General features: G+C 70.6%; 22 protein-coding genes. 20 read left to right on the top strand and 2 right to left on the bottom strand.

The window, feature by feature from the left end; translation table 11 throughout:
• Positions 1-187 precede the first annotated feature (187 nt).
• The 4 genes from ADL03_RS29675 to ADL03_RS29660 all read left to right on the top strand — a co-directional run bounded on the left by ADL03_RS29675 (position 188) and on the right by ADL03_RS29660 (position 5098).
• Entirely contained in the window at positions 188-1531 is a 1344-nt protein-coding gene (locus ADL03_RS29675; protein ID WP_053736981.1) for an ammonium transporter, read from the top strand.
• Positions 1528-1866, top strand: coding sequence for a P-II family nitrogen regulator (locus tag ADL03_RS29670; RefSeq protein WP_053736877.1), 339 nt, complete (start codon positions 1528-1530; stop codon positions 1864-1866). Before ADL03_RS29675 ends, ADL03_RS29670 begins: the two co-directional genes overlap by 4 nt.
• 20 nt (positions 1867-1886) lie before the next feature.
• Entirely contained in the window at positions 1887-4211 is a 2325-nt protein-coding gene (locus ADL03_RS29665; protein WP_053736876.1) for a [protein-PII] uridylyltransferase, read from the top strand.
• A 326-nt stretch (positions 4212-4537) separates the two neighbouring features.
• The gene (locus tag ADL03_RS29660) at positions 4538-5098 is read left to right on the top strand and encodes an AAA family ATPase (protein WP_053736875.1); all 561 of its coding nucleotides are present in this window, start codon (positions 4538-4540) and stop codon (positions 5096-5098) included.
• Here the strand turns inward: ADL03_RS29660 and ADL03_RS29655 are convergent.
• Complete coding sequence (locus ADL03_RS29655; protein WP_053736874.1) at positions 5085-8684, bottom strand: hypothetical protein; 3600 nt, start codon at positions 8682-8684, stop codon at positions 5085-5087. The genes ADL03_RS29660 and ADL03_RS29655 overlap by 14 nt on opposite strands.
• Positions 8685-8761: 77 nt before the next feature.
• On the opposite strand from ADL03_RS29655, the gene ffh reads away from it, so the two are divergent.
• Positions 8762-10318: a signal recognition particle protein gene (ffh, locus tag ADL03_RS29650; RefSeq protein WP_053736873.1), complete on the top strand. Its 1557-nt coding sequence runs from the start codon at positions 8762-8764 to the stop codon at positions 10316-10318.
• Positions 10315-11376, top strand: a complete 1062-nt coding sequence (locus ADL03_RS29645; RefSeq protein WP_231642413.1) for an amidohydrolase family protein — start codon at positions 10315-10317, stop codon at positions 11374-11376. Before ffh ends, ADL03_RS29645 begins: the two co-directional genes overlap by 4 nt.
• Here the strand turns inward: ADL03_RS29645 and ADL03_RS29640 are convergent.
• Positions 11370-11846 (bottom strand): carboxymuconolactone decarboxylase family protein, encoded by a 477-nt coding sequence (locus ADL03_RS29640; RefSeq protein ID WP_053736872.1) that lies wholly within the window; start codon positions 11844-11846, stop codon positions 11370-11372. The two genes, ADL03_RS29645 and ADL03_RS29640, sit on opposite strands and share 7 nt — an antisense overlap.
• A 146-nt stretch (positions 11847-11992) precedes the next feature.
• On the opposite strand from ADL03_RS29640, the gene ADL03_RS29635 reads away from it, so the two are divergent.
• From ADL03_RS29635 to ADL03_RS29570, 14 genes are all read left to right on the top strand, one after another.
• Positions 11993-12871 (top strand): RNA polymerase sigma-70 factor, encoded by an 879-nt coding sequence (locus ADL03_RS29635; RefSeq protein WP_063798745.1) that lies wholly within the window; start codon positions 11993-11995, stop codon positions 12869-12871.
• Between the two features lie 340 nt (positions 12872-13211).
• On the top strand, positions 13212-13982 hold the full coding sequence (locus ADL03_RS29630) for a type II CAAX endopeptidase family protein (RefSeq protein WP_082373582.1): 771 nt from the start codon (positions 13212-13214) through the stop codon (positions 13980-13982).
• Positions 13982-14713: a LamB/YcsF family protein gene (locus ADL03_RS29625; RefSeq protein ID WP_053736870.1), complete on the top strand. Its 732-nt coding sequence runs from the start codon at positions 13982-13984 to the stop codon at positions 14711-14713. Before ADL03_RS29630 ends, ADL03_RS29625 begins: the two co-directional genes overlap by 1 nt.
• 126 nt (positions 14714-14839) lie before the next feature.
• Positions 14840-15283, top strand: a complete 444-nt coding sequence (gene rpsP, locus ADL03_RS29620) for a 30S ribosomal protein S16 (RefSeq protein ID WP_053736869.1) — start codon at positions 14840-14842, stop codon at positions 15281-15283.
• The gene (locus ADL03_RS29615; protein ID WP_030468017.1) at positions 15280-15519 is read left to right on the top strand and encodes an RNA-binding protein; all 240 of its coding nucleotides are present in this window, start codon (positions 15280-15282) and stop codon (positions 15517-15519) included. The genes rpsP and ADL03_RS29615 overlap by 4 nt, the downstream gene beginning before the upstream one ends.
• Before the next feature lie 17 nt (positions 15520-15536).
• Positions 15537-16052, top strand: coding sequence for a ribosome maturation factor RimM (gene rimM, locus ADL03_RS29610; protein ID WP_053736868.1), 516 nt, complete (start codon positions 15537-15539; stop codon positions 16050-16052).
• On the top strand, positions 16042-16788 hold the full coding sequence (gene trmD / locus ADL03_RS29605; protein WP_053736867.1) for a tRNA (guanosine(37)-N1)-methyltransferase TrmD: 747 nt from the start codon (positions 16042-16044) through the stop codon (positions 16786-16788). Before rimM ends, trmD begins: the two co-directional genes overlap by 11 nt.
• A gap of 153 nt (positions 16789-16941) precedes the next feature.
• Positions 16942-17301 (top strand): 50S ribosomal protein L19, encoded by a 360-nt coding sequence (gene rplS / locus ADL03_RS29600; RefSeq protein ID WP_053736866.1) that lies wholly within the window; start codon positions 16942-16944, stop codon positions 17299-17301.
• Positions 17302-17304: 3 nt separating this feature from the next.
• Positions 17305-18048, top strand: a complete 744-nt coding sequence (gene lepB, locus ADL03_RS29595) for a signal peptidase I (protein WP_082373581.1) — start codon at positions 17305-17307, stop codon at positions 18046-18048.
• 4 nt (positions 18049-18052) lie between these two features.
• The gene (lepB, locus tag ADL03_RS29590; RefSeq protein WP_053736864.1) at positions 18053-18916 is read left to right on the top strand and encodes a signal peptidase I; all 864 of its coding nucleotides are present in this window, start codon (positions 18053-18055) and stop codon (positions 18914-18916) included.
• Complete coding sequence (locus ADL03_RS29585; RefSeq protein WP_053736863.1) at positions 18913-19704, top strand: ribonuclease HII; 792 nt, start codon at positions 18913-18915, stop codon at positions 19702-19704. Before lepB (ADL03_RS29590) ends, ADL03_RS29585 begins: the two co-directional genes overlap by 4 nt.
• The gene (locus ADL03_RS29580; RefSeq protein WP_030468024.1) at positions 19704-20027 is read left to right on the top strand and encodes a DUF2469 domain-containing protein; all 324 of its coding nucleotides are present in this window, start codon (positions 19704-19706) and stop codon (positions 20025-20027) included. Before ADL03_RS29585 ends, ADL03_RS29580 begins: the two co-directional genes overlap by 1 nt.
• 151 nt (positions 20028-20178) lie before the next feature.
• Complete coding sequence (locus tag ADL03_RS29575; protein ID WP_053736862.1) at positions 20179-20556, top strand: YraN family protein; 378 nt, start codon at positions 20179-20181, stop codon at positions 20554-20556.
• Between the two features lies 1 nt (position 20557).
• Positions 20558-22072 (top strand): YifB family Mg chelatase-like AAA ATPase, encoded by a 1515-nt coding sequence (locus tag ADL03_RS29570; protein ID WP_053736861.1) that lies wholly within the window; start codon positions 20558-20560, stop codon positions 22070-22072.
• The last annotated feature ends 21 nt before the right edge of the window (positions 22073-22093 follow it).

Genomic DNA, 22093 nt, shown 5'->3' with positions numbered 1-22093 from the left:
GGAAGCCCCTGGCGACGTCGCGTGACCGGCCCGCTGCGGTGAGGTGCCCGAATCGGGGCCGTGAACCCGGTGAAACGCGGACGTAACAAGCTCGCCCCGACAGTTCACCTCGGCGAAACGTTCCGCGTGAGCCGTAGAAACAGGACATCCCGATGCTCCCTGCAACCGACGTGCAGTGGAGGTCGAAGTGGATACAGGGGACACCGCCTGGGTGCTCACCAGCGCCGCCTTGGTGCTGCTGATGACGCCGGGCCTCGCCTTCTTCTACGGAGGCATGGTCCGTTCGAAGAGCGTGCTCAACATGATCATGATGAGCCTGGGCGCGATGGCCGTGGTCGGTGTCCTGTGGGTGCTGTTCGGGTACTCGACGGCATTCGGCGCGGACGTCGGCGCTGGCCTGCTGGGCAAGCCGTTCGAGTTCTTCGGCCTCGACGGGCTGCTGGGTGCCGACTCGCTCGCGGGCAAGATCCCGAGCACCGCGTTCGTGGCGTTCCAGGCCATGTTCGCGATCATCACCGTCGCGCTGATCTCCGGTGCGATCGCCGACCGCGCCCGGTTCGGCCCGTGGCTGCTGTTCGCCGGTCTGTGGGCCACCGTCGTCTACTTCCCGGTCGCGCACTGGGTCTTCGACTTCGACGGCAAGGACGCGGCGGGCAACGTCGTCGACCCCGGCGGCTGGATCGCCAACAAGCTGCTCGCGATCGACTTCGCCGGTGGCACCGCGGTGCACATCAACGCCGGTGCCGCGGGTCTCGCGCTCGCGATCGTGCTCGGCAAGCGCGTCGGCTGGCCGAAGGAGCCGATGAAGCCGCACAGCCTGCCGCTGGTCGTGCTCGGTGCCGGTCTGCTGTGGTTCGGCTGGTTCGGGTTCAACGCCGGCTCCGCGCTGGGCGCCAACGGCCTGGCCGGTGTCACGTTCGTCAACACGCTCGTCGCGACCTGCGCCGCCATGCTGGGCTGGCTGCTGACCGAGCGCATCCGCGACGGCAAGGCCACCACGCTCGGTGCCGCGTCGGGCATCATCGCCGGTCTGGTCGCCATCACGCCCGCCTGTTCCTCGGTCACCCCGATCGGTGCCATCGCGGTCGGTGCGATTACCGGTGTCCTGTGCGCGCTGGCCGTGTCGCTGAAGTACCGGCTGGGCTTCGACGACTCGCTCGACGTCGTCGGCGTGCACCTCGTCGGTGGTCTGTCCGGCACGATCCTGATCGGTCTCTTCGCCAGCGAGGCGGCCCCGGCCAAGGTCAACGGCCTGTTCTACGGCGGTGGCTTCGACCAGCTGTGGCGGCAGGCCGTCGGTGCGGCCGCGGTGCTGGGCTACTCGTTCGTGCTCAGCCTCGTCCTCGGCTACCTGGTGAAGTTCACCGTCGGGTTCCGCGCGTCGGAGGAAGCCGAGGTGGCGAGCATCGACGAGTCCGAGCACGCTGAGCGCGCGTACGAGTACGGCAGCCTCACCAGTGCGCGGGGAACCGGCAAGCCGAGCGTGGCCGCGGGTGCGACCGCGGTCCTCGAGGGGAGCAACAAGTCATGAAGCTGGTCACCGCGATCATCAAGCCGTTCACGCTGGACGACGTGAAGGGTGCCCTCGAACAGCTCGGGGTGCTGGGCATGACCGTCAGCGAGGTCCAGGGCTACGGCCGCCAGAAGGGTCACACCGAGGTCTACCGCGGTGCCGAGTACTCGGTGGACTTCGTGCCCAAGATCAAGATCGAGGTCGTCGTGGACGACACCGCCGTCGACAAGGTGCTGGAAGCGGTGGTCGAGGCCGCCCGCACCGGCAAGATCGGCGACGGCAAGGTCTGGGTCACCCCGGTCGAGGCCGTGGTGCGGGTGCGCACCGGCGAACGCGGATCGGATGCGCTGTAGAACAACTGAGGAGACGGTTCGTGGAGAACAACGAAACGACCGTCGTCACGGCTGACGACCTGGTGCGAGCGCGCGAACGGCTGCTCGTGCCAGGTCGTCGTCGCTTGGCCGCCGAACCGCTGCGCGAGGCACTCGTGGACCTGCACGAGTTCTGGCTCACCAAACACGCGGGCGCAGCGGGGATATCCGGACCGGGTATCGCGCTGGTGGCGGTCGGCGGGCTGGGGCGGCGTGAGCTCGTGCCCTACTCCGACCTGGATCTGGTGCTGGTGCACGGCGGTGTCAAGCACATCGACGAGGTCGCCGAGAAGCTCTGGTACCCGCTGTGGAACTCCGGCATCGGCCTCGACCACTCCGTCCGCACGGTCGGCGAGGCGCTGCGGGTCGCCGCCGGTGACCTGCGGACGGCGCTGGGGCTGCTGGACATCCGGCACATCGCCGGCGACCAGGAGATCACCGCCAAGCTCGCGGAGGGCGCCCGGCAGGCGTGGCGCGGCAACGTGCGCAACCGGCTGGACGAGATCGCCGAGTCCTCGACGAAGCGGTGGGCGCGCAGCGGCGAGATCGCGCACCGCGTGGAACCCGACCTGAAGCACGGTCGCGGCGGCCTGCGCGACATCACGATCCTGGACGCCCTGTCGGTCGCCCAGCTGGTCGACCGGCCGTCAGCGGACGTGGACGAGGCACGCAGGCTGCTGCTGGACGTGCGCACCGAACTTCGCCGTGTGGCGCGGAAACCGCGCGATGTGCTGCGGGCGCAGGACGGTGACGAGGTGGCCTCCGCGCTCGGTCTGGCCGACCGGTTCGCTCTGGCCCGTTCGCTCTCCTCCGCCGCACGAACGGTCGTCTACGCGTTCGACGTGGCCGTGCGCACCGCCAGGGCCGCGGTGCCGAAACGGGGGCTGGGGGCGTTCCTGCGCGGCCAGCCGCCACGCCGGCCGTTGGACGAAGGCGTTGTGCTGCACGGGTCAGAGGTCTCCCTGGCCCGTGACGCGGTTCCCAGCCGTGATCCGGCGTTGTTGTTGCGTGTCGCGACGGCGGCGGCACGCTCGAAGCACCCGATCGCGGCCGGCACCCTGGCCAGGCTCGCGGACTCGGCGCCGGAGCTGCGCCAGCCGTGGCCGCGCGAGGCCCGCGAGGAGCTGCTGGCGTTGCTGGGCAGCGGCAACGGGCTCGTGGACGTCGTGGAAGCGTTGGACCGCACGGGTTTGTGGGGCCGGCTGTTCCCCGAGTGGGGTGCCGTGCGCGACCTGCCGCCACGCGACGCCGCGCACATGTGGACGGTCGACCGGCACCTCGTGCAGACCGTCGCGCACGCCGCCCGGCTCGCGACCACGGTGTCACGGCCGGACCTGCTGCTGCTCGGCGCGTTGATCCACGACATCGGCAAGGGCCGCCAGCAGGACCACTCCGAGGTCGGCGCCGCGCTGGCCACGGCGATCGGCGAGCGGCTGGGCCTGTGGCCGCAGGACGTCGGGACGTTGTCCGCGCTGGTCCGCCACCACCTGCTGCTGCCGCACACCGCGACCCGCCGTGACGTCGAGGACCCCGCGACCGTGCACCGCGTGGTGGAGACGCTGGGCGGCGACGCGGTGCTGCTGGAGCTGCTGCACGCGTTGGCGGAAGCGGACTCCCTGGCGACCGGGCCGGGCGTGTGGACGGACTGGAAGGCCGCACTGCTGGCCGACCTGGTCGCACGCTGCCGCACGGCGATGGCGGGTGACGCGCTGCCCAAACCGGAACCGCTCGACCCCGCGCACGTGGTGATGGCCGAACGCGTTGCGGCGTCGGGGAAACCCGACGTGCTGCTGGAGAAGCAGGACCACGCCGCGGTCGTGACGGTGCTCGCGCCGGACCGGCCCGGCATGCTGTCGAAGGCCGCGGGCGTGCTCGCGTTGAACTCGCTGGAGGTCCACGCGGCGACCCTGCGTTCCCACGGCGGCGCGACGGTCGACGCGTTCACGGTCTCGCCGCGGTTCGGCTCGCTGCCCGACGCCGCGCTGCTGCGCGAACAGCTGGCCAGGGCGATCGAGGGCTCGCTGCCGCTGGCCGACAAGCTCGCCGCCAAGGAACGCGACTACGGCGGCCCGCCGCTGGACCCGCCCCCGGCGAAGGTGCTGTGGTTCGACGACGAGGCGTCCGGCGCGGTGGTGCTGGAGCTGCGCGCGGCGGACCGGATCGGCCTGCTGCACCGGGTCGCGGGCGCGTTGGAGCAGTGCGGCGTCGACGTGCGGTGGGCACGCGTGTCGACGCTGGGCGCCACGGTCGTCGACTCGTTCAGCATCGCCGGCTCCGGCCTGGACCGGCGGCGCATCGAACGCGCTGTCCTCGACGCGGCCAGGTAGCGGATGAGTATCTCTACGCACAACCACTCGGGGTGCTCACGCTCCTGCGCGGATCCGGAACAGGGCAGTCTTCACCTCGTCCGGACAGCGTTCTTCGAGGGGTGGAACACTTTCCGGGCGAGGTAACCGGGCCGGGGCAGGCCGGCGGCAGGCGGTTCACGGGGCTGGGGGAGGCACCGTGCAACCCGGACCGCCGGCGGCTCCGGCCGCGGTTCCCCGGTTCAAACGTGGTGACGGCGTGCTCCTGGTCACCACGAATTCCTGTGCATTCGGTGATAAATCGGACCAAACTGAACGAGAGGGAAGGTCGAGACGTCTTCTAGGACATGACCGCCGTGTTGAACACGCAGACCGCCGCCGTCCGGGTGCAGCGCCGCTCACTCGTCGTCCTCGCCGGAATCCCCGGCGCGGGCAAGACGACGCTGCTCAGCCGCCTGGACGCGGACGACCCGGTCACCGTGCTCGACTCCGACCAGGTCCGCACGTTCCTCGAACCGCGCATCCGGCTGCCGTACCGGTACTGGCGCGTCTTCGTGCACCTCACCCACCGCCTGCGCGTCTTCCGGGCAGCCTTCTTCTCCGCCGGCCTGCTGGTGGTCCACGAGCCCTCCACCCGCCCCGGCACCCGTTTCATGCTGGTGCTCGCCGGCCTGCTCTCCGGCCGCCCCCGCCACTTCCTCTGGCTCGACGTGCCCGCGGCCGAGGCGCTGGACGGCCAGATCGCCCGCCGTCGCGTCGTGCGCACCCACGCGTTCGAACGGCACGTGCGCCGCGGCGTGGAGATGCGCGAGCGGTTCGAGTCGGGCTGGGTGCCGTTCGGGTTCCGCAGCGCCACCGTGCTGACCCGTGCCGGTACGACCCGCGGCCTGCGCGTCAACGTCGTCTGATCCTGCGCCGCGTCTCGGTGATGAGGTCGTCGAGGCCGGTGCTGTCCGGCGTGCCCGACATCGGGTGCCGGAACCCGTCGGACACGTCCCACACGCGCACCATGCCGTCCTCCGAACCGGTGACCACCTCGTCGTCGGACACCCAGAGACCCGCGGTCACCGGTTTCCGGTGGCCGAGCAGGGTGGTGCGCAGAGCGCCGGTGGCCGGGTCCCACACGTGACCGGTGCGATCGGCGGACGTGCTGAGCAGGCTGCGGCCGTCCGGCGACCAGGCGACGGCCGTGACCGGGTGTTGCTGACCGCGCAGTTCGACCGGGGCCGTCAGCGGGTCGGTCACGTGCAGGACCAGGACGGTTCCCGTGACGAGGCCGACGGCGAGCACGTCACCGCCTGGGTGCCACGCGGCGGAGCTGACCTGGGACCCGGTGGGGTGCTGGCCGACCGGGCCGGACGGGGAGTTGATCAGGGTCAAGCCGTTCCCGCAGGCGGCGAACACCTGCCGGTGTGGATGCCAGGCGACGCACCGCACCTCTCCGGCAGATGTGGTCCAGTGTGGAGCATCGAGCCGGTTCAGGTCGCGGTCGTAGAGCTTGATCGCGGCGGTCGAGCTGCCCACGGCGACCGCCAGCACCTGCCCGTCCGGCGACCACCGGGCGTCGTGCACGGGGAGCTCGCCGGTGGTGAGCTCCTTGATCTGCCGGTAGTTCTCATCCAGGACGGTGACGCTGCCGAGCCGTGAACCGATCGCCAGCCGGCGTCCGTCCGGTGACCAGCCCAGCGACGAGCAATCCGGCAGCATGCCCTGGGGCGACTCGTCCCCTTCCTCCGTACGGGCCGACCAGGTGGACCAGCCGCGTTCGGTCGCGATCGTCAGCCAACGGCCCCGCGGTTGCCACGCGAGTGCCGTGATCGGGTCTTCGAGGTCCAGGGACAGCGTGGTCTCCGCCCCGGCGGTGTGCACCAGGAGCAAGCCATCGTCGCCACCGCCGGCGATCCGGCCGCCGTGGTGCGACCAGGCGACGTCACGCACACCCCGTGTGTGACGGACGGAGTGACCATGCTGCTGAAAGCCCGTGACCATGTCCCAGACGCGGACGGTGGCGTCGGCCGAGGCGGACGCGAGCCGTCTTCCGGACGGCGCCCAGGCGATCCGCCGCACCGCGTCGTGATGTCCCTTGAGCGTGCCGCTTGCCCTGGGCGACCACACCCGCACCCCGCGGTGGTCACCGCTGCTCGCCAGGACGAGCTGCCCGTCCTCGTGGCCGGGGTTCAGGCGGACCGAGTGTGCGGCGGGGCCCGTGTGTCCCTCCCACGGCTGCGTGCACGGCAGGTCCTCCAGCGTGCACGTCATGACCCGGCCGTCGTCCGCGCTCACCACGACCGTTGTGCCGTCACGGGAGAGGTCCGCGTCCCACATCCGCAACGGACGGCCTTCGGCGTCGAGCGCCCGGAACGTGCCGAGCGCCTCGCCGTCGTCCACCCGCCACAGGTGCGCGCCGTCGTCGCAGGCGACGACCACGGTGTCCCCCGCGCCGTCGAAGCGGACCGACCACGGCTCGGCGGGCAGCGGCACCACCCGGTGCTCGCCGGTGTCCGGCGACCAGAACCGCAGCGTCGCGTCGGCGCCGACCGAGGCGACCACGTGACCGCGTAGCGACCAGGCGACCGCTCTCACCACGCCACCGTGCGGGAGGACCCGCCGGCACTCGGCGGTGCCGGCGTCCCAGATCCGGACCGTGCCGTCGGCGGAACCGCTGACCAGGAACGCGTCGTCGGGTGACCAGTCCACGCCCAGGACGGCGGCGGTGTGGCCGGCGCACGTGCGGAGCACCGGCGACTTGGTCATGGCGTTCAGGAGGCTGCGCCGCCAGCGTGACAGGTCCGGTGCCCTCAGCGTGGTCGCCAGGTCCTTCAGCAGTGCGGGCAGGGTGTCGGAGGGGGAGAGCCGGTCGACGCGGCGGAGCTCCTCGTCGAGCCGCTGCTGCAGGGACAGGTCGAGGAGTCGGCGCCCGTCGGCGGACAGGTCGGCGTCGCCCAGCGCGGTCAGCAGCGACGGGAGGCGGGATGGTGCGATGAGCTGGTCCGGGTGCTTCGCCCACCACGTGGCGACGTCCTCGACCTCCTGCCGGGCGCGCAACGCCGCCCGGTCGCGTTCCAGCGCCTCGGTGAGCCGCGGCCAGTGCACGAACAGGCTCTCGTGCGCCACCTCGACCGCCTCGCGGGTCGCGGTCAGCACCCGGTTGGTGATGAACGGGCCGAGCAGCTGCCGATCGGCGGGGGAGAGCGCGGCGGCCGTCCTGGTGAACTTTCCGGTCTCGTCCACGGACACCAGCCGCCGCAGCACCCGGAGCACCCGCTGCTCGGCCTCCCGCACCGGTGGCCACGACCCGTCGTCGGCGCGAACGAGGTCACGGGCCATGGCGAAGGCCTCGTCGGCCTGGCGACGCAGCACGTCCATCACGCGGCCGGACGCCTGGTACTCGGCACGGGTGATCGGGCGGGGCGCGGCCAGGCCGTCCGGGTTGACGTGCCGCCACAGGTTCTCCAGCGCGAACGCCAGCAGTGGCAACGAGTCGCGGCTGGTGTCCTCTTGGATGAGACCCAGCGCGTCGTCGTCGATGCTCCAGCCGAGCGCGCGCAACGGACCGTTCACGATCATCGGCACGTGCGTCTTGGTGAGGGGCGTGACCAGGAAGTCGTCGCGCAGCAGCGGGTCGAACTCCTCGTGCCGCATGAGCTCGTCCAGGAAGTCGGCCCGCACCGTGTGGACGACCCAGGCCTCGCCCCGGCTGGCCGCGACGAGCCGGCGCACCAGCTCAGCGGACCTGGGCGTCAGCCGGTCGGTCGCGCCGGTCAGCAGCTCCTCGGCCTGGTCGAGCACGACGAGCGTGCGTCCGTGACGGTCGAAAGCAGGCAGTTCGTCCTGAGAAGGCGTGAACGGGCCGATGACCGTCCATCCCTCTCGCCGCAGCAACGGGATCAAGCCCGCGCGTACGAGCGAGGACTTCCCTGCACCCGACGGACCGATGACCGCCATCGCGCCGAACGCACGTCGTCCGAGCAGAGGGTCGGCCAAGCGGCGTACGTCATCTTCACGGCCGAAGAACAGCGACGCCTGGTGCTCGTCGAACGCCCTCAAGCCGGGGAACGGGGACGAGATGCCCGCCGTCGTACCCACGCCGGCCCGCGAGAGAGTGCTGAGCAAGGTGTCCGCGGCGGCCGCCAGCGACGTCGGGTCGGATGCGTCGACACGCTGTGCTTGGAGGTCGTTGAGGAGCACGCGGCCCTGAGGTCCGCTGAAGAACTCGACGCACGGCGCGTGGGGCTTGCGTTCGCGGAAGACCGACACCTCCCAGACGCACCACTCGGAGGCGGAGCCGGGCGACGTGACCACGACCAACGCCTCCGCGCCGAGCAGCTCGCGCCGCAGGCTGTCCTTCCACGGCAACGACACCGTCGGGCCTGATCCGGGCGCGGTGTAGGCGTGCACGTCCGCGTACCCGGCGGTGCGGAGTGCTTCACGCAGGTGGAGCGCGATCGTGCCGCCTTCGTCGTGGCCGTGGTAGCTGACGAAGATGCGCCCCATGCGCCCAATCCTGCAGCAATCGGCGCAGTTGGGGAGCCTGCCCTCGGGTGGCGGCGCGGCCAGCTAGTCTGGGTGGCGTGTTCTCCACGCTTTCCGATCGGCTGACCTCGGTCCTCCAGGGCCTTCGCGGCAAGGGCAAGCTCAGCGACGCCGACATCGACGCCACCGCGCGCGAGATCAGGGTCGCCTTGCTCGAGGCCGACGTCGCGCTGCCCGTGGTGCGCGGCTTCATCGCCAAGGTGAAGGAACGCGCCAAGGGTGCGGAGGTGCACCAGGCGCTGAACCCCGCACAGCAGGTCGTGAAGATCGTCAACGAGGAGCTCGTCAACGTCCTCGGTGGTGAGACGCGCCGGCTCAACCTCGCGAAGAACCCGCCGTCGGTGATCATGCTGGCGGGTCTGCAGGGTGCCGGTAAGACCACGCTCGCCGGCAAGCTCGCGAAGTGGATGAAGGGCCAGGGGCACACGCCGCTGCTCGTCGCCGCCGACCTGCAGCGCCCGAACGCGGTCACGCAGCTGCAGGTGGTCGGTGAGCGCGCGGGCGTGCCCGTGTTCGCCCCCGAGCCCGGCAACGGCGTCGGCGACCCGGTCTCGGTGTCGCGCCGCGGCATCGAGGAGGCCAAGGCCAGGCAGCACGACATCGTCATCGTCGACACGGCCGGCCGGCTGGGTGTCGACGAGGAGATGATGAAGCAGGCCGTCGACATCCGGGCCGCGGTCGACCCGGACGAGATCCTGTTCGTCGTCGACGCGATGGTCGGTCAGGACGCGGTCAACACGGCCACGGCGTTCCGCGACGGCGTCGGCTTCACCGGTGTCGTGCTCACCAAGCTCGACGGTGACGCCCGCGGTGGTGCGGCGCTGTCGGTCCGCGAGGTCACCGGCCAGCCGATCCTCTTCGCGTCCAACGGCGAGAAGCTCGAGGACTTCGACGTCTTCCACCCCGACCGGATGGCCTCGCGCATCCTCGGCATGGGTGACGTCCTCACGCTGATCGAGCAGGCCGAGCAGCACTTCGACCAGGAGCAGGCCGAGAAGGCCGCCCAGAAGCTGCACACCGGTCAGCTGACGCTCGAGGACTTCCTGGAGCAGATGCTCGCCATCCGCAAGATGGGCCCGATCGCGAACCTGCTCGGCATGCTCCCCGGCGCCGCCCAGATGAAGGACCAGCTGGGGATGCTGGACGAGAAGCACCTCGACCGCATCCAGGCGATCATCCGCGGCATGACCCCGGCGGAGCGGGACGACCCGAAGATCATCAACGGCTCCCGCCGACTGCGCATCGCGAACGGGTCCGGCGTCAAGGTCAGCGACGTCAACGACCTGGTCAACCGGTTCTTCGAGGCCCGCAAGATGATGGCGTCGATGGCCGGCCGGATGGGCTTCGGCGGTGGCGGCAGCAAGAACCGCAAGGGCAAGAAGGGGAAGAAGGGCAAGGGCCGCGGCCCGACGCCCCCCAAGATCAAGGGCGGCTTCCCCGGGATGATGCCCGGCATGGGTGGCCTGCCCGGCATGGGCGGTCTGCCCGGCATGCCGCCCGGTGGCCTGCCCGACCTGAGCGGCAGCCTGAACGAGCTCCCGCCCGGCTTCGACCCGTCGAAGTTCAAGTTCGACGGGGACGACAAGAAGAAGTGACGATGCACCTGCGCGGCGTCGTCCTGCCGGACGGCGAACCGCGAGACCTGTGGGTGGTCAACGGCCGTGTGCGCACCCAGCCCGTGCCGGGCGCGCAGACCGTGGTCGACGGCGGGTTCCTCGTGCCCGGCCTGGTCGACGCGCACTGCCACGTGGGCCTGGGCCCGCAGGGCGGCGTCGAGCTGCCGGAGGCCGTCGAACAGGCGCTGACGGACCGCGCGACGGGCACGTTGCTGATCCGCGACTGCGGCTCGCCGATCGACACGACGCCGTTGCAGGAGCGCTTGGACCTGCCACGGATCATCCGCGCGGGCCGGCACATCGCCAAGCCGAAGCGGTATCTGCCGCACATCGGCGTGGAGATCGAGTCCGACCTGCCCGCCGCCGTCGCCGAGCAGGTGGCGATCGGCGACGGCTGGGTCAAGCTGGTCGGCGACTGGATCGACCGCGGCGCGGGCGACCTCGCTCCACTGTGGACCGACGACGAGCTCGAAGCCGCCGTGAAGGTCGCGCACGCCGCCGGTGCCAAGGTCACGGCGCACGTGTTCGGCGAGGACGCGTTGCCCGGCCTGATCAACGCCGGCATCGACTGCATCGAGCACGGCACGGGCCTCACCGACGACACGATCGCGCTGATGGCCGCCCGCGGCACCGCGCTGGTGCCGACGTTGATCAACATCGAGACGTTCCCCGGCATCGCGGACAAGGCCGGCAAGTACCCGGTGTACGCGAACCACATGCGCGACCTGCACGCCCGTGTCGCCACGACGGTGTCGAAGGCGGTCGAGGCGGGCGTGCCCGTCTACGCGGGCACCGACGCCGGTGGCGGCATCCAGCACGGCCGCATCGTCGACGAGATCGCCGCGCTGCACCGCGTGGGCATGAGCGCCACCGACGCCATCGGTGCCGCGTCGTGGCACGCACGTGCGTGGCTGGGCTTCCCGTCGCTGGTCGAGGGCGCGGCCGCGGACATCGTGGTGTACGACGAGGACCCGCGCACGAACCTCGACGTCCTGCGGTCGCCGCGCATGATCATGCTCAGGGGCCGGGTCTACTGAGCCCGGCCTAGCGCACCGACCTGGTACGAGCCGCCCTTCTGGTGCGTGCTGACGGCCATCCGGTTGGCAGCGTTGATGAGCCCCACCAGGCACACCAGCGTGGCCACCTGCTCGTCGTCGTAGTGCTTGCGCACGTTCTCCCAGGTCTCGTCGCTGACACCGTCCCTGGTGAGCAGCGTGCCCTCCTCGGCGAACGCCAGCGCGGCCTGCTCGGCCTCGGTGAACACGGTGGTCTCGCGCCACCCGGCCACCAGGTGCAGCCGCAGCGGGTGCTCACCGGCGGCGACGGCCTCCTTGACGTGCATGTCGAGGCAGAAGCCGCAGCCGTTGAGCTGGCTCGCCCGCAGGCTGACCAGTTCGGCGGTGAGCGTCGGCAGCGGCGACTGGTGCAGCGCCTGGCCGAGGCCCGCGAACCGCTTGGCGAGCTTGGCGCCGGTCTCGGTGGCGAAGAGGTCGAAACGGGGTTCCATGGTCTTCCTCCCTCGTGGGTCTTGCTCGATTGCCCACAGGACACCGCCGTTCCCGCCCCTGTGACAGCGCGAGGTTGTGACCCGTGCCACTGTCACAGCGCGGCGCTCGCCGGTGTCTCGTGGGGAGACCGTTCGAAGGGGGACCGATGCCCGACACCGCGACCGACACGTTCGTCAGCCACCGCAACCTGCTCTTCACGATCGCCTACGAGATGCTCGGCTCCGCCGCCGACGCCGAGGACGTGCTGCAGGAGACGTGGCTGAAGTGGTCCGGCGTCGACCACGGCACCGTGGAGAACCACCGCGCCTACCTGGTCCGCATCGTCACCCGCCAGTCACTCGGCCGGTTGCGCACCCTCGGCCGCCGCAAGGAGACCTACGTCGGGTCGTGGCTGCCGGAACCCCTGCTCACCACCCCTGACGTCGCCGAGGACGTCGAGCTGGCCGACAGCGTCTCGATGGCGATGCTGCTCGTCCTGGAGACCCTCACCCCCACCGAACGCGCCGTCTTCGTCCTGCGCGAGGTCTTCGGCCTCGACTACGACGAGATCTCCGCGGCCGTCGGCAAGACCTCCGCCGCGGTCCGCCAGATCGCCCACCGCGCACGGTCCCACGTCGCCGCCCGCCGCCCTCGCGAGGTCGTCACCCAGGCCGCCACCCGCGCGGCGCTGGCCGCCTTCCAACGTGCCACCGAGACCGGTGACCTGCAGGGACTGCTCGACCTGCTGGCACCCGACGTCGTCTTCCTCGGCGACGGCGGCGGCGTGAAGCAGGCCGTGCCACGACCGGTCGTCGGCGCCTCGAAGGTCGCCCGCATGCTGCTCGGCGGCCTGGGCAGGACGGCCGGCTGGGCCATGGAGCCCGCGCAGGTCAACGGCTACCCGGCGCTGGTCTTCACGTTCGGCGGCGAGCTGGACACCGTGGTCGCCCTGCGCATCGACGACGGCCTGATCAGCGGCCTGTACGCGGTGCGCAACCCGGCCAAGCTCTCGCACATGGCGCAGGAGACGCCGTTGCGCCGCTGAGCCCGTGCCGCAGGTTTAGTCGCAGCTCCCGCGCGCCGATCCGAACAGGTGAGAAGCAGACATCCGGCCGGACCCGATCTGACCATCTTTTGGCCAGACACTTGGCCGGATTTCTGTCGGTGCAGCACGCTAGCCTCGGATTCGGGGAAACCAGCGTCCCCCAAGGGGGATCGCGGTCCCCACTCCAAGCGTATCGCGAGGTACCGACACCGCATCGGTGCTTCAGCAGCCGTCGATCGCGAGGTGAGCCGATCATGAGAGTGCCGTGCGCAACGCCGAAGATCACGCCCTGCCCGGTCGTCCAGCCGCCGGCAGCCGCGGCGTGACTAAATTGCGGAGCGTGAACGAGCAGGGGTCCACCAAGCGCAGCTTCCTGCAGAGCGTGCGCGACATCAGTCGCAACCCGGAGCCGGAGCGGGTCGGCCAGCGCTGGGGCTTCGGCGCGTTCCTGCTGGTCGAAGCCGTCTTCATCCTGTCGGCCGTCTTCATCACCGCGGTCGGCAACAGCTTCGGTGCCACCCTGGAGAACTCGACGTCCCTGGTGCTGATCGGCTCCCTGGTGCCGATCCTGCTCGCCGCCACCCTCGCCGTGGTGATCACCTACGTGCGCGGCAACGGCCCGGTCGTCGACCTGCGGCTCAGCATGACGAAGGAGGACGTCGCCACCGGGCTGAAGATCGGCCTCGTGGGCTTCGTGCTGACCTACGTCGCCGCCACGGTCTGGGCCAAGATCGTCGGCGAGGGCAACGCCACCAGCGCCATCGCCGAGCTCTTCAGCCAGGCGAACCTGCCGCTCGCCGCCGCGATCACGATGTTCCTCTACATGAGCTTCATCGGCCCGATCTGCGAGGAGATCATCTTCCGCGGCCTGCTGTGGGGTGCCGTCGAACGCCAGGGCTGGAGCCGCTGGGCCGCGTTCGTGCTCACCACGGTGATCTTCGCGGTCAGCCACCTCGAACCGCAGCGCACGTGGCTGCTGCTCGTCATCGCCATCCCGATCGGAGTGGCCCGGCTGATCACCCGCCGGCTCGGGGCGAGCATCGTGGCGCACGTGATGAACAACTTCCTCCCCGGTCTGTCCCTGCTGCTGCTCTCGGTCGGTGTCCTCTGATGGACCTCAACAGCGACCTCGGCGAGGGCTTCGGCATCTGGCAGCTGGGCGACGACGCCGCCCTGCTCGGCGTCATCACCAGCGCGAACGTCGCCTGCGGGTTCCACGCGGGCGACCCATCGACCATGCGCAGGGTGTGCGAGCAGGCGGCCGCGAACGGCGTCCGCGTCGGCGCCCAGGTGTCCTACCGCGACCTGGCGGGCTTCGGCCGCAGGTTCATCGACGCCGACCCGGTCGAACTGGCCGACGAGGTGCTCTACCAGATCGGTGCGCTCGACGCGTGCGCACGGGCAGCGGGCACGCAGGTGAGCTACGTGAAGCCGCACGGCGCGTTGTACAACGCGACCGTGCACCACGAGAAGCAGGCCGAAGCCGTGGTCAACGGCACCAGGGCGTTCGGTGCCCTGCCGGTCCTCGGCCTCCCCGGCTCCCGGTTGCTGGCCAGGGCCGAGGCCGCCGGCCTGCGCGCGGTGGGGGAGGCGTTCGCCGACCGCGGCTACACCCCGCAGGGCACGCTCGTCCCGCGCTCGGAGCCGAACGCCCTGCTCAGCGACACCGAGCAGGTCGTGGAACGGGCCAAGCGGCTGCTCGACGGCGAGATCGTCGCCGTGGACGGCACGGTGCTCAAAACGCGGGCGGAGTCGTTGTGCGTGCACGGCGACACGCCGGGCGCCGTGCACCACGCGCAGGCGGTCCGGGAAGCGCTCGGAACGGTCTCCGCGTTCGTGTGACCGGACCCGATTCGGGTTCGGCGGCTCCCATCTGGCACAATTGACCGCTGTCCGCCGCGGTCGGCCCCTCTGCCCGGGCTGCGGCTGTGCGAACCACCAACACAGAGCTCAAGGAGTACCAGGCCAGTGGCCGTCAAGATCAAGCTTCAGCGTCTCGGCAAGATCCGCCAGCCGTACTACCGCATCGTGGTCGCCGACGCGCGCACCCGCCGCGACGGCAAGGCCATCGAGACGATCGGCAAGTACCACCCCAAGGAAGAGCCGTCGTTCATCGCGGTCGACTCCGAGCGCGCGCAGTACTGGCTGGGTGTCGGCGCGCAGCCGACCGAGTCGGTCCAGCGCCTGCTGGAGATCACCGGTGACTGGCAGAAGTTCAAGGGCCTGCCCGGCGCCGAGGGCACCCTGAAGGTCAAGGAGCCGAAGGCTTCGAAGGCCGACCTGTTCGCCGCCGCCCTGGCCGCCGCGAACGAGGAGCCGATGACCGAGGCCACCACGCCGAAGGCGAAGAAGGCCCGCAAGGCCGACGACGCCCCCAAGGCTGACGCCGAGGCGCCCAAGGACGAGGCGTGAGTTTGTTGGCTGACGCCCTCGAACACCTCGTTCGCGGCATCGTCGACCACCCGGACGACGTCCGGGTGAACCTCGTCACGACCCGTCGTGGCCGCACCCTCGAGGTCCACGTCCACCCGGACGACCTCGGCAAGGTGATCGGCCGCGGCGGTCGCACCGCGACGGCTCTGCGCACCGTGATGGCCGGCATCGGCGGTCGCGGTGTGCGGGTCGACGTCGTCGACACCGACCGCTGAACGAACTTCAAGGGCAAATGGACGTCGTTGTCGGCCGTGTGGCCAAGGCGCACGGGATCACCGGCGAGCTCGCCGTTGACGTGCGCACTGATTCACCCGAACTGCGGTTCGCGCTCGGAGCCACGCTCCAGGCCAAGCTGCGTGACGGCACGTCCCGAAGCCTCACCGTGTCAGCCGCCCGGCCTCATGCCGGGCGGCTGCTCGTGCGTTTCGCCGAGGTCGTCACCCGCGACGTCGCCGAGGCGTTGCGCGGCACGTTGCTGCTGGGCAGCACCGACGACCTGCCGCCGAACGACGACCCCGACGAGTTCTACGACCACGAGCTCGAAGGGCTCGCGGCGGAGCTCGTCGACGGCACGAAGCTCGGCACGGTCAAGGAGGTCCTGCACGGTCCCGGCGGCGAGCTGCTGGTCGTGCTGACGGACAAGGGCGAGGCGCTCATCCCGTTCGTGAGCGAGATCGTGCCGACCGTCGACGTGCGCGGCGGCCGTGTCGTGATCGACCCGCCAGAGGGTCTGCTCGATGCAGGTTGATGTCGTCACGATCTTCCCGGAGTACCTGGCGCCGCTGCGTGCCGCGTTGCTCGGGAAGGCGATCGACAGGGGCCTGATCAGCGTCGGCGTGCACGACCTGCGCGACTGGACCCAGGACGTGCACAAGGCTGTCGACGACAGCCCGTACGGCGGTGGGCCCGGCATGGTCATGAAGCCGGACATCTGGGGCCACGCGCTCGATGACGTGTGCACGGACTCCACGCGCCTCATCGTGCCGACGCCGGCCGGGCGTCCGTTCACGCAGGCACTCGCCCACGAGTACGCGGGCGAATCGCACCTCGTGTTCGCGTGCGGCCGTTACGAGGGCATCGACCAGCGTGTGGTCGATGACGCCGCACGGCGCGTGCGCGTCGATGAGGTGTCCATCGGGGACTACGTGCTCGTGGGCGGCGAAGTGGCCGTGCTCGCCATCGTGGAAGCGGTCGCGCGACTGTTGCCCGGCGTGCTCGGCAACCCGAAGTCGCACGCGGAGGACTCGTTCCAGGACGGCCTGCTGGAAGGCCCGAGCTACACGCGGCCCGAGGTGTGGCGCGAGCTTGCCGTGCCGGACGTGCTGCGGTCGGGCAACCACAGGCTGATCAACCGCTGGCGGCGTGACCAATCGCTCGTCAGGACCTTCGAACGGCGTCCTGACCTGCTGGAAGCGTTGCCGGAAGAAGCGTTCGACAAGCACGACCGGGCCCTGCTCGCGCGCCTGCGCGAGGGCGGGGAGTAGCCCGATTTCATTCCGGAGTGCCTGGTCTGGCACACTGGACCAGTTGCCGCAGCCGGTGTCACATCGGCGTGCGCACCAAGCCGACCCCCATCATGTCGTGCACAGCCATGGAACATGCTCTGGGGAGTTCACAGACACACGTGAGGACCACCGATGAACATCCTGGACGCACTTGACGCCCAGTCGCTGCGCTCTGACATCCCGGCGTTTCGCGCGGGTGACACGCTGAAGGTCCACGTCCGCGTCATCGAAGGCCAGCGCGAGCGCGTCCAGGTCTTCCAGGGCGTCGTGATCCGTCGCCAGGGTGGCGGCATCCGTGAGACCTTCACCGTCCGCAAGGTCTCCTTCGGCGTCGGCGTCGAGCGCACCTTCCCGGTGCACTCGCCGAACATCGCCGAGATCGAGGTCGTGACCCGCGGTGACGTGCGGCGCGCCAAGCTGTACTACCTGCGCGAGCTGCGCGGCAAGGCTGCCAAGATCAAGGAGAAGCGCGAGGCCAAGCCGGTCTCCTGATCGGTGGCTTCGAGCCCAGAAGACTTCGAGGACGCCTCCGCACCGGACGAACCGGAGCGGGGGCGTACTCCTGTCTGGAGGCAGGTTCTCCACGTCGTCGTGACGGCCGTCGTGCTGACGGGGCTGATCCAGGCGTTCGTGGCGCGGGTCTACGTGATCCCCTCGGCGTCGATGGAACGCACGTTGCACGGCTGCACGGGCTGCGAGAACGACCGCGTGCTGGTCGACAAGCTCGCCTACCGGTTCAGCGACGTCGAACCGGGCGAGGTGATCGTGTTCCGCGGCCCGGAGGCGTGGGGGAGCAACGACTCCCGCGGCACGCCGCCGTCGGCGAACCCGGTCGCGCGTGCGGTGCGCGACGTCGGTTCGTTGTTCGGTCTGGCGCCCGCGAACGAACGCGACTTCGTCAAGCGGGTCATCGCGTTGCCGGGGCAGACGGTGCAGTGCTGCGACGAGCAGCACCGCGTCGTCGTGGACGGCAAACCGCTCGACGAGCCCTATGTGCACTGGCAGGCGGGCACTTCGCCGGCGGACCACGAACCCTTCGCGCCCATCCGGGTGCCGGAAGGGCGGCTGTTCGTGATGGGCGACAACCGCATGAACTCCACTGATTCACGCAAACAGGGCGGCGGGGGCGTAGCGGGCACAGTGCCCGTCGAGAACGTCATCGGCAAGGCGCGGTACGTCGTTTTCCCGAAAGAACGGTGGAGTGTGGTGTCCGACCACAACCCTCAGCCCCTAGGCTGATCTCGTGGTTGACGTCGATCCAGAGCACACCCCGTCCAGCGACGAGCCGACTTCGGACGCTTCGGATAAACCTTCGAAGAAGAAGAAAAAGGGCAACTTCTGGAAGGAACTGCCGGTTCTCATCCTGGTCGCGTTCGGTCTCGCGATCGGCATCCAGGTCTTCCTCGGCCGCGTCTACATGATTCCGTCGGAGTCGATGGAGGCGACGTTGCACGGGTGCACCGACTGCTACGGCGACCGGGTGCTCGTCGACAAGGTCACCTACCGCTTCCGCGAGCCGGCGCCGGGCGACGTGATCGTCTTCCGCGGGCCGCCCGCCTGGCAGAACGACTTCCTGACCGAGGAGCCGGGCAACCCGATCTCGCAGGGGCTGTCGTGGCTGGGGTCGCTCATCGGCCTGCCGTCGGCCAACGAGGAGGACTTCGTCAAGCGCGTCATCGCCGTCGGCGGCCAGACGGTGAAGTGCTGCGACGACCAGAACCGCGTGCTGGTGGACGGCAAACCGCTCGACGAGCCGTACAAGCACTACGACGAGGGCTCCGAGGCGGTGCAGGAGTCGTTCGAGGAGCTCAAGATCCCCGAGGGCAAGCTGTTCGTGCTCGGCGACAACCGCAACCACTCGTGCGACTCCCGCTGCCAGGGGCAGGGTGGCCTCAACGGCCTGGTCCCGGTGGACGACGTGATCGGCAAGGCGCGGGTGATCGTGCTGCCGCCGTCGAGGTGGGGCGGGGTGTCCGACCACAACCCGCAGGTGGTCTCGATGGGTGCGCCGGGATGGCAGGACACCGTCCCGATGGGCGTGGGTATCGTCGCCGCGTGGCCGCTTCTGTTGCTCGGACGCCGACTGCGGGACCGAATCCGCCGATGACGATGCTGATGCCGCCCCGTGCGGTCGTGCGTGGCTCGTCGGGGAACTGGGCGCTGCAGGGCTCGCTGGAACGCCGTGGCCTGGGACCGGTCGCCGGTGTCGACGAGGCGGGACGGGGGTCCTGCGCCGGGCCGCTGGTGATCGCCGCGTGCGTGCTGCGGCCGGGTGACTCGGCGCGGTTCGAGGGGCTGAACGACTCGAAGCTGATGACCGCGGCGGCCCGTGACCGGATGTACGACCTGGTGCGCAAGCGTGCTCTCGATCACTCCGTCATCGTGGTGTCGCCTGCCGAGATCGACGAGCTGGGCATCCACGTCATGAACATCGAGGGCATGCGGCGGGCCGTGGCGCAGCTGTCGACGCATCCCGGGTACGTGCTGACCGACGGGTTCAAGGTGCCGGGGATGCCCGCGCCGAGCGTCGCGGTGCTCAAGGGCGACCAGGCGGCGGCGTGTGTGGCGGCGGCATCGGTGCTGGCCAAGGTCACGCGGGACCGCATCATGGCGGATCTGCACGAGCGTTACCCGCGGTACGGGTTCAACGTGCACAAGGGGTACTGCACAGCGGAGCACACGGCTGCGTTGATGGAGCACGGACCGTGCGCGGAGCACCGCTGGTCGTACGTGAATGTGACGACCGCGGCGCTGAAGCACGGTCTCGCCGCGCCGCACAGGGTGGCGCGCAGCATGGCCGCGACGGCCGTGGTCCAGAATGGGGCGTCCCCGGACGACATCGGGGAGCTCGCGACGAGGGAGGGCGCGGAGCAGATGAACCGCGCGGAGGCGTAATGAGTGCAGAGGATCTCGAGAAGTACGAGACCGAGATGGAGTTGTCGCTGTACAAGGAGTACCGCGACATCGTCAGCCAGTTCTCGTTCGTCGTGGAGACCGAACGGCGGTTCTACCTGGCCAACTCGGTGGACGTGCAGGTCCGCAACGCTGACGGCGAGGTGTACTTCGAAGTGCGCATGTCGGACGCGTGGGTGTGGGACATGTACCGGCCGGCGAGGTTCGTGAAGAACGTCCGCGTGATCACGTTCAAGGACGTGAACGTGGAGGAGCTGGACAAGCCGGATCTCCGCTTGCCGGAAAGCGGGCCGTTCCCCACGTAGCACACCCCACCGACAGATCCGTCGTTTCAAGATCCACAACGGCCGACCTGTCCACAGCCGCTGAGTTGTCCACAGATTGCCCTCGGCCGCACCGCCCGCCGCGCCCCACCCTGCAAGGTCGTACCCAACGACCCGCAGGGAGGCGAAGGCGATGGAAGCACCGGTACTGGTCCGCACGCGGCCGCAGCAGGACCTGGCCCGCAGGGGCGAGGACCTGGCGTGCAGGTATCTGGAGCAGCAGGGCCTGGTGGTCCTGTCGAGGAACTGGACGTGTCGCGACGGCGAGCTGGACGTCGTGGCGGTCGAGGGCGACCAGTTGGTCGTCTGCGAGGTCAAGACCCGCACGGCGGCGTCCTGGGGGCGACCGGACGAGGCCGTCGACGAACGCAAGCTGAGCCGCCTGCGGCGCACCGCGCTGCGCTGGCTCGGCGCGCACCAGATCGGGTGGTGCCCGGTGCGGGTGGACCTGATCTCGGTGCTCTGGCCACCGGGCGGCGAACCGGAGGTCCAGCACCTGCGAGGGGCCTGACGTGGGCCTCGCGCAGGCGTGGTCGGTCGCGCTGTACGGCGTCGACGGGCTGACGGTCGAGATCGAGGCCGACGTGGGTGTCGGCCAGCCGCGCACCCACCTGCTGGGTCTGCCGGACGCCGCGCTGCACGAGTCCAAGGAGCGGGTGAAGGCCGCCGTCCGCAACACGCAGGAGGAGTGGCCCAAGCAGCGCATCGTGCTGGGCCTGTCCCCGGCGGCGGTGCCGAAGGGCGGCAGCAGCTACGACCTGGCGATCGCCTGCGCGACGCTGGCCGCCGCCGGCTCGGTCCCGCCCGACCGCCTGAGCGGCACGGTCCTGCTCGGCGAACTGGCTCTCGACGGCCGTGTCCGCCGGGTCCGCGGCGTCCTGCCCGCACTGCTGGCCGCCCGCCGCGCCGGCCTGCGCGCCGCGGTCGTGCCGGTCGACTCGCTGCCGGAGGCCGCCCTGGTCGACGGCATCGAGGTCCACGGCGCCCGGACGCTGGCCGAGGTCCTGGCCTGGCTGCGCGGCGAGGTCCCGGCACTCACCCCGGTGCCCGAGCTGGCCGACCCGCCGCCGCCGGAGGTCCCCGACCTGACCGACGTCGTGGGCCAGCCCGAGGCGCGCTGGGCCCTGGAGGTCGCCGCCGCCGGCGCCCACCACCTGCTGCTGACCGGCCCGCCCGGCACCGGCAAGACCATGCTCGCCGAACGCCTCGCCGGCCTGCTGCCACCCCTGACCCGCCAGGACGCGCTCGCCGTCACCGCCGTCCACTCCGTCGCCGGCGTCCTGTCGAACGCCGCACCGCTGGTCGCCAGCCCACCGTTCGTGACGCTGCACCACACCACCTCGATCGCCGCCCTCGTCGGCGGTGGCGGCGGCCTCGCCAAACCCGGCGCCGCGTCCCGCGCCCACCGCGGCGTCCTCTTCCTCGACGAGGCCTGCGAGTGGGGCCAGAAGGCCATCGAGTCCCTGCGCACCGCTCTGGAAGACGGCGAGATCCGCATCGCCCGCCGCGACGGCACCGCCCGCTACCCGGCCCGCTTCCAACTGGTGCTCGCCACGAACCCCTGCCCCTGCGCCCCGCCGAAGGAGATCGACTGCTGCTGCACCCCGGCCGCCCGCCGCCGCTACCAGTCCCGCCTCTCCGGCCCACTCCTCGACCGCGTCGACCTCCGCGTCCGCATGCGCGCCATGACCGCGATGTCGAACGCCGACGCCTCCCCCCCCGAACCCACCGCCACAGTCCGAGCCCGCGTCCTGGCCGCCCGCACCCGAGCCGCCACCCGCTGGTCCTCCCACGGCCACCCCTGGCAAACCAACGCGGACGTCCCCGGCCCGGCCCTGCGCCGCGAGTTCGCCCTCCCCCGCCAGGTCACCACCCTCCTCGACCGCGCCCTCTCCACCGGCGCCCTGACCGGCCGAGGCGCCGACCGCTGCCTCCGCGTGGCCTGGACCCTCGCCGACCTGGCCGAATCCGACCACCCAACCCCCGACCACGTAGCCGCCGCCCTCTCCTTCCGCGACCGCCCCTAACCACCCCTCCCTCCTCCCTGC

The organism is Nocardia sp. NRRL S-836, from assembly GCF_001279525.1.
GTDB lineage: Bacteria > Actinomycetota > Actinomycetes > Mycobacteriales > Pseudonocardiaceae > Lentzea.
Note: the sequence above shows the minus strand (reverse complement) of the source record. Positions and strands in the feature narration are given on the sequence as shown.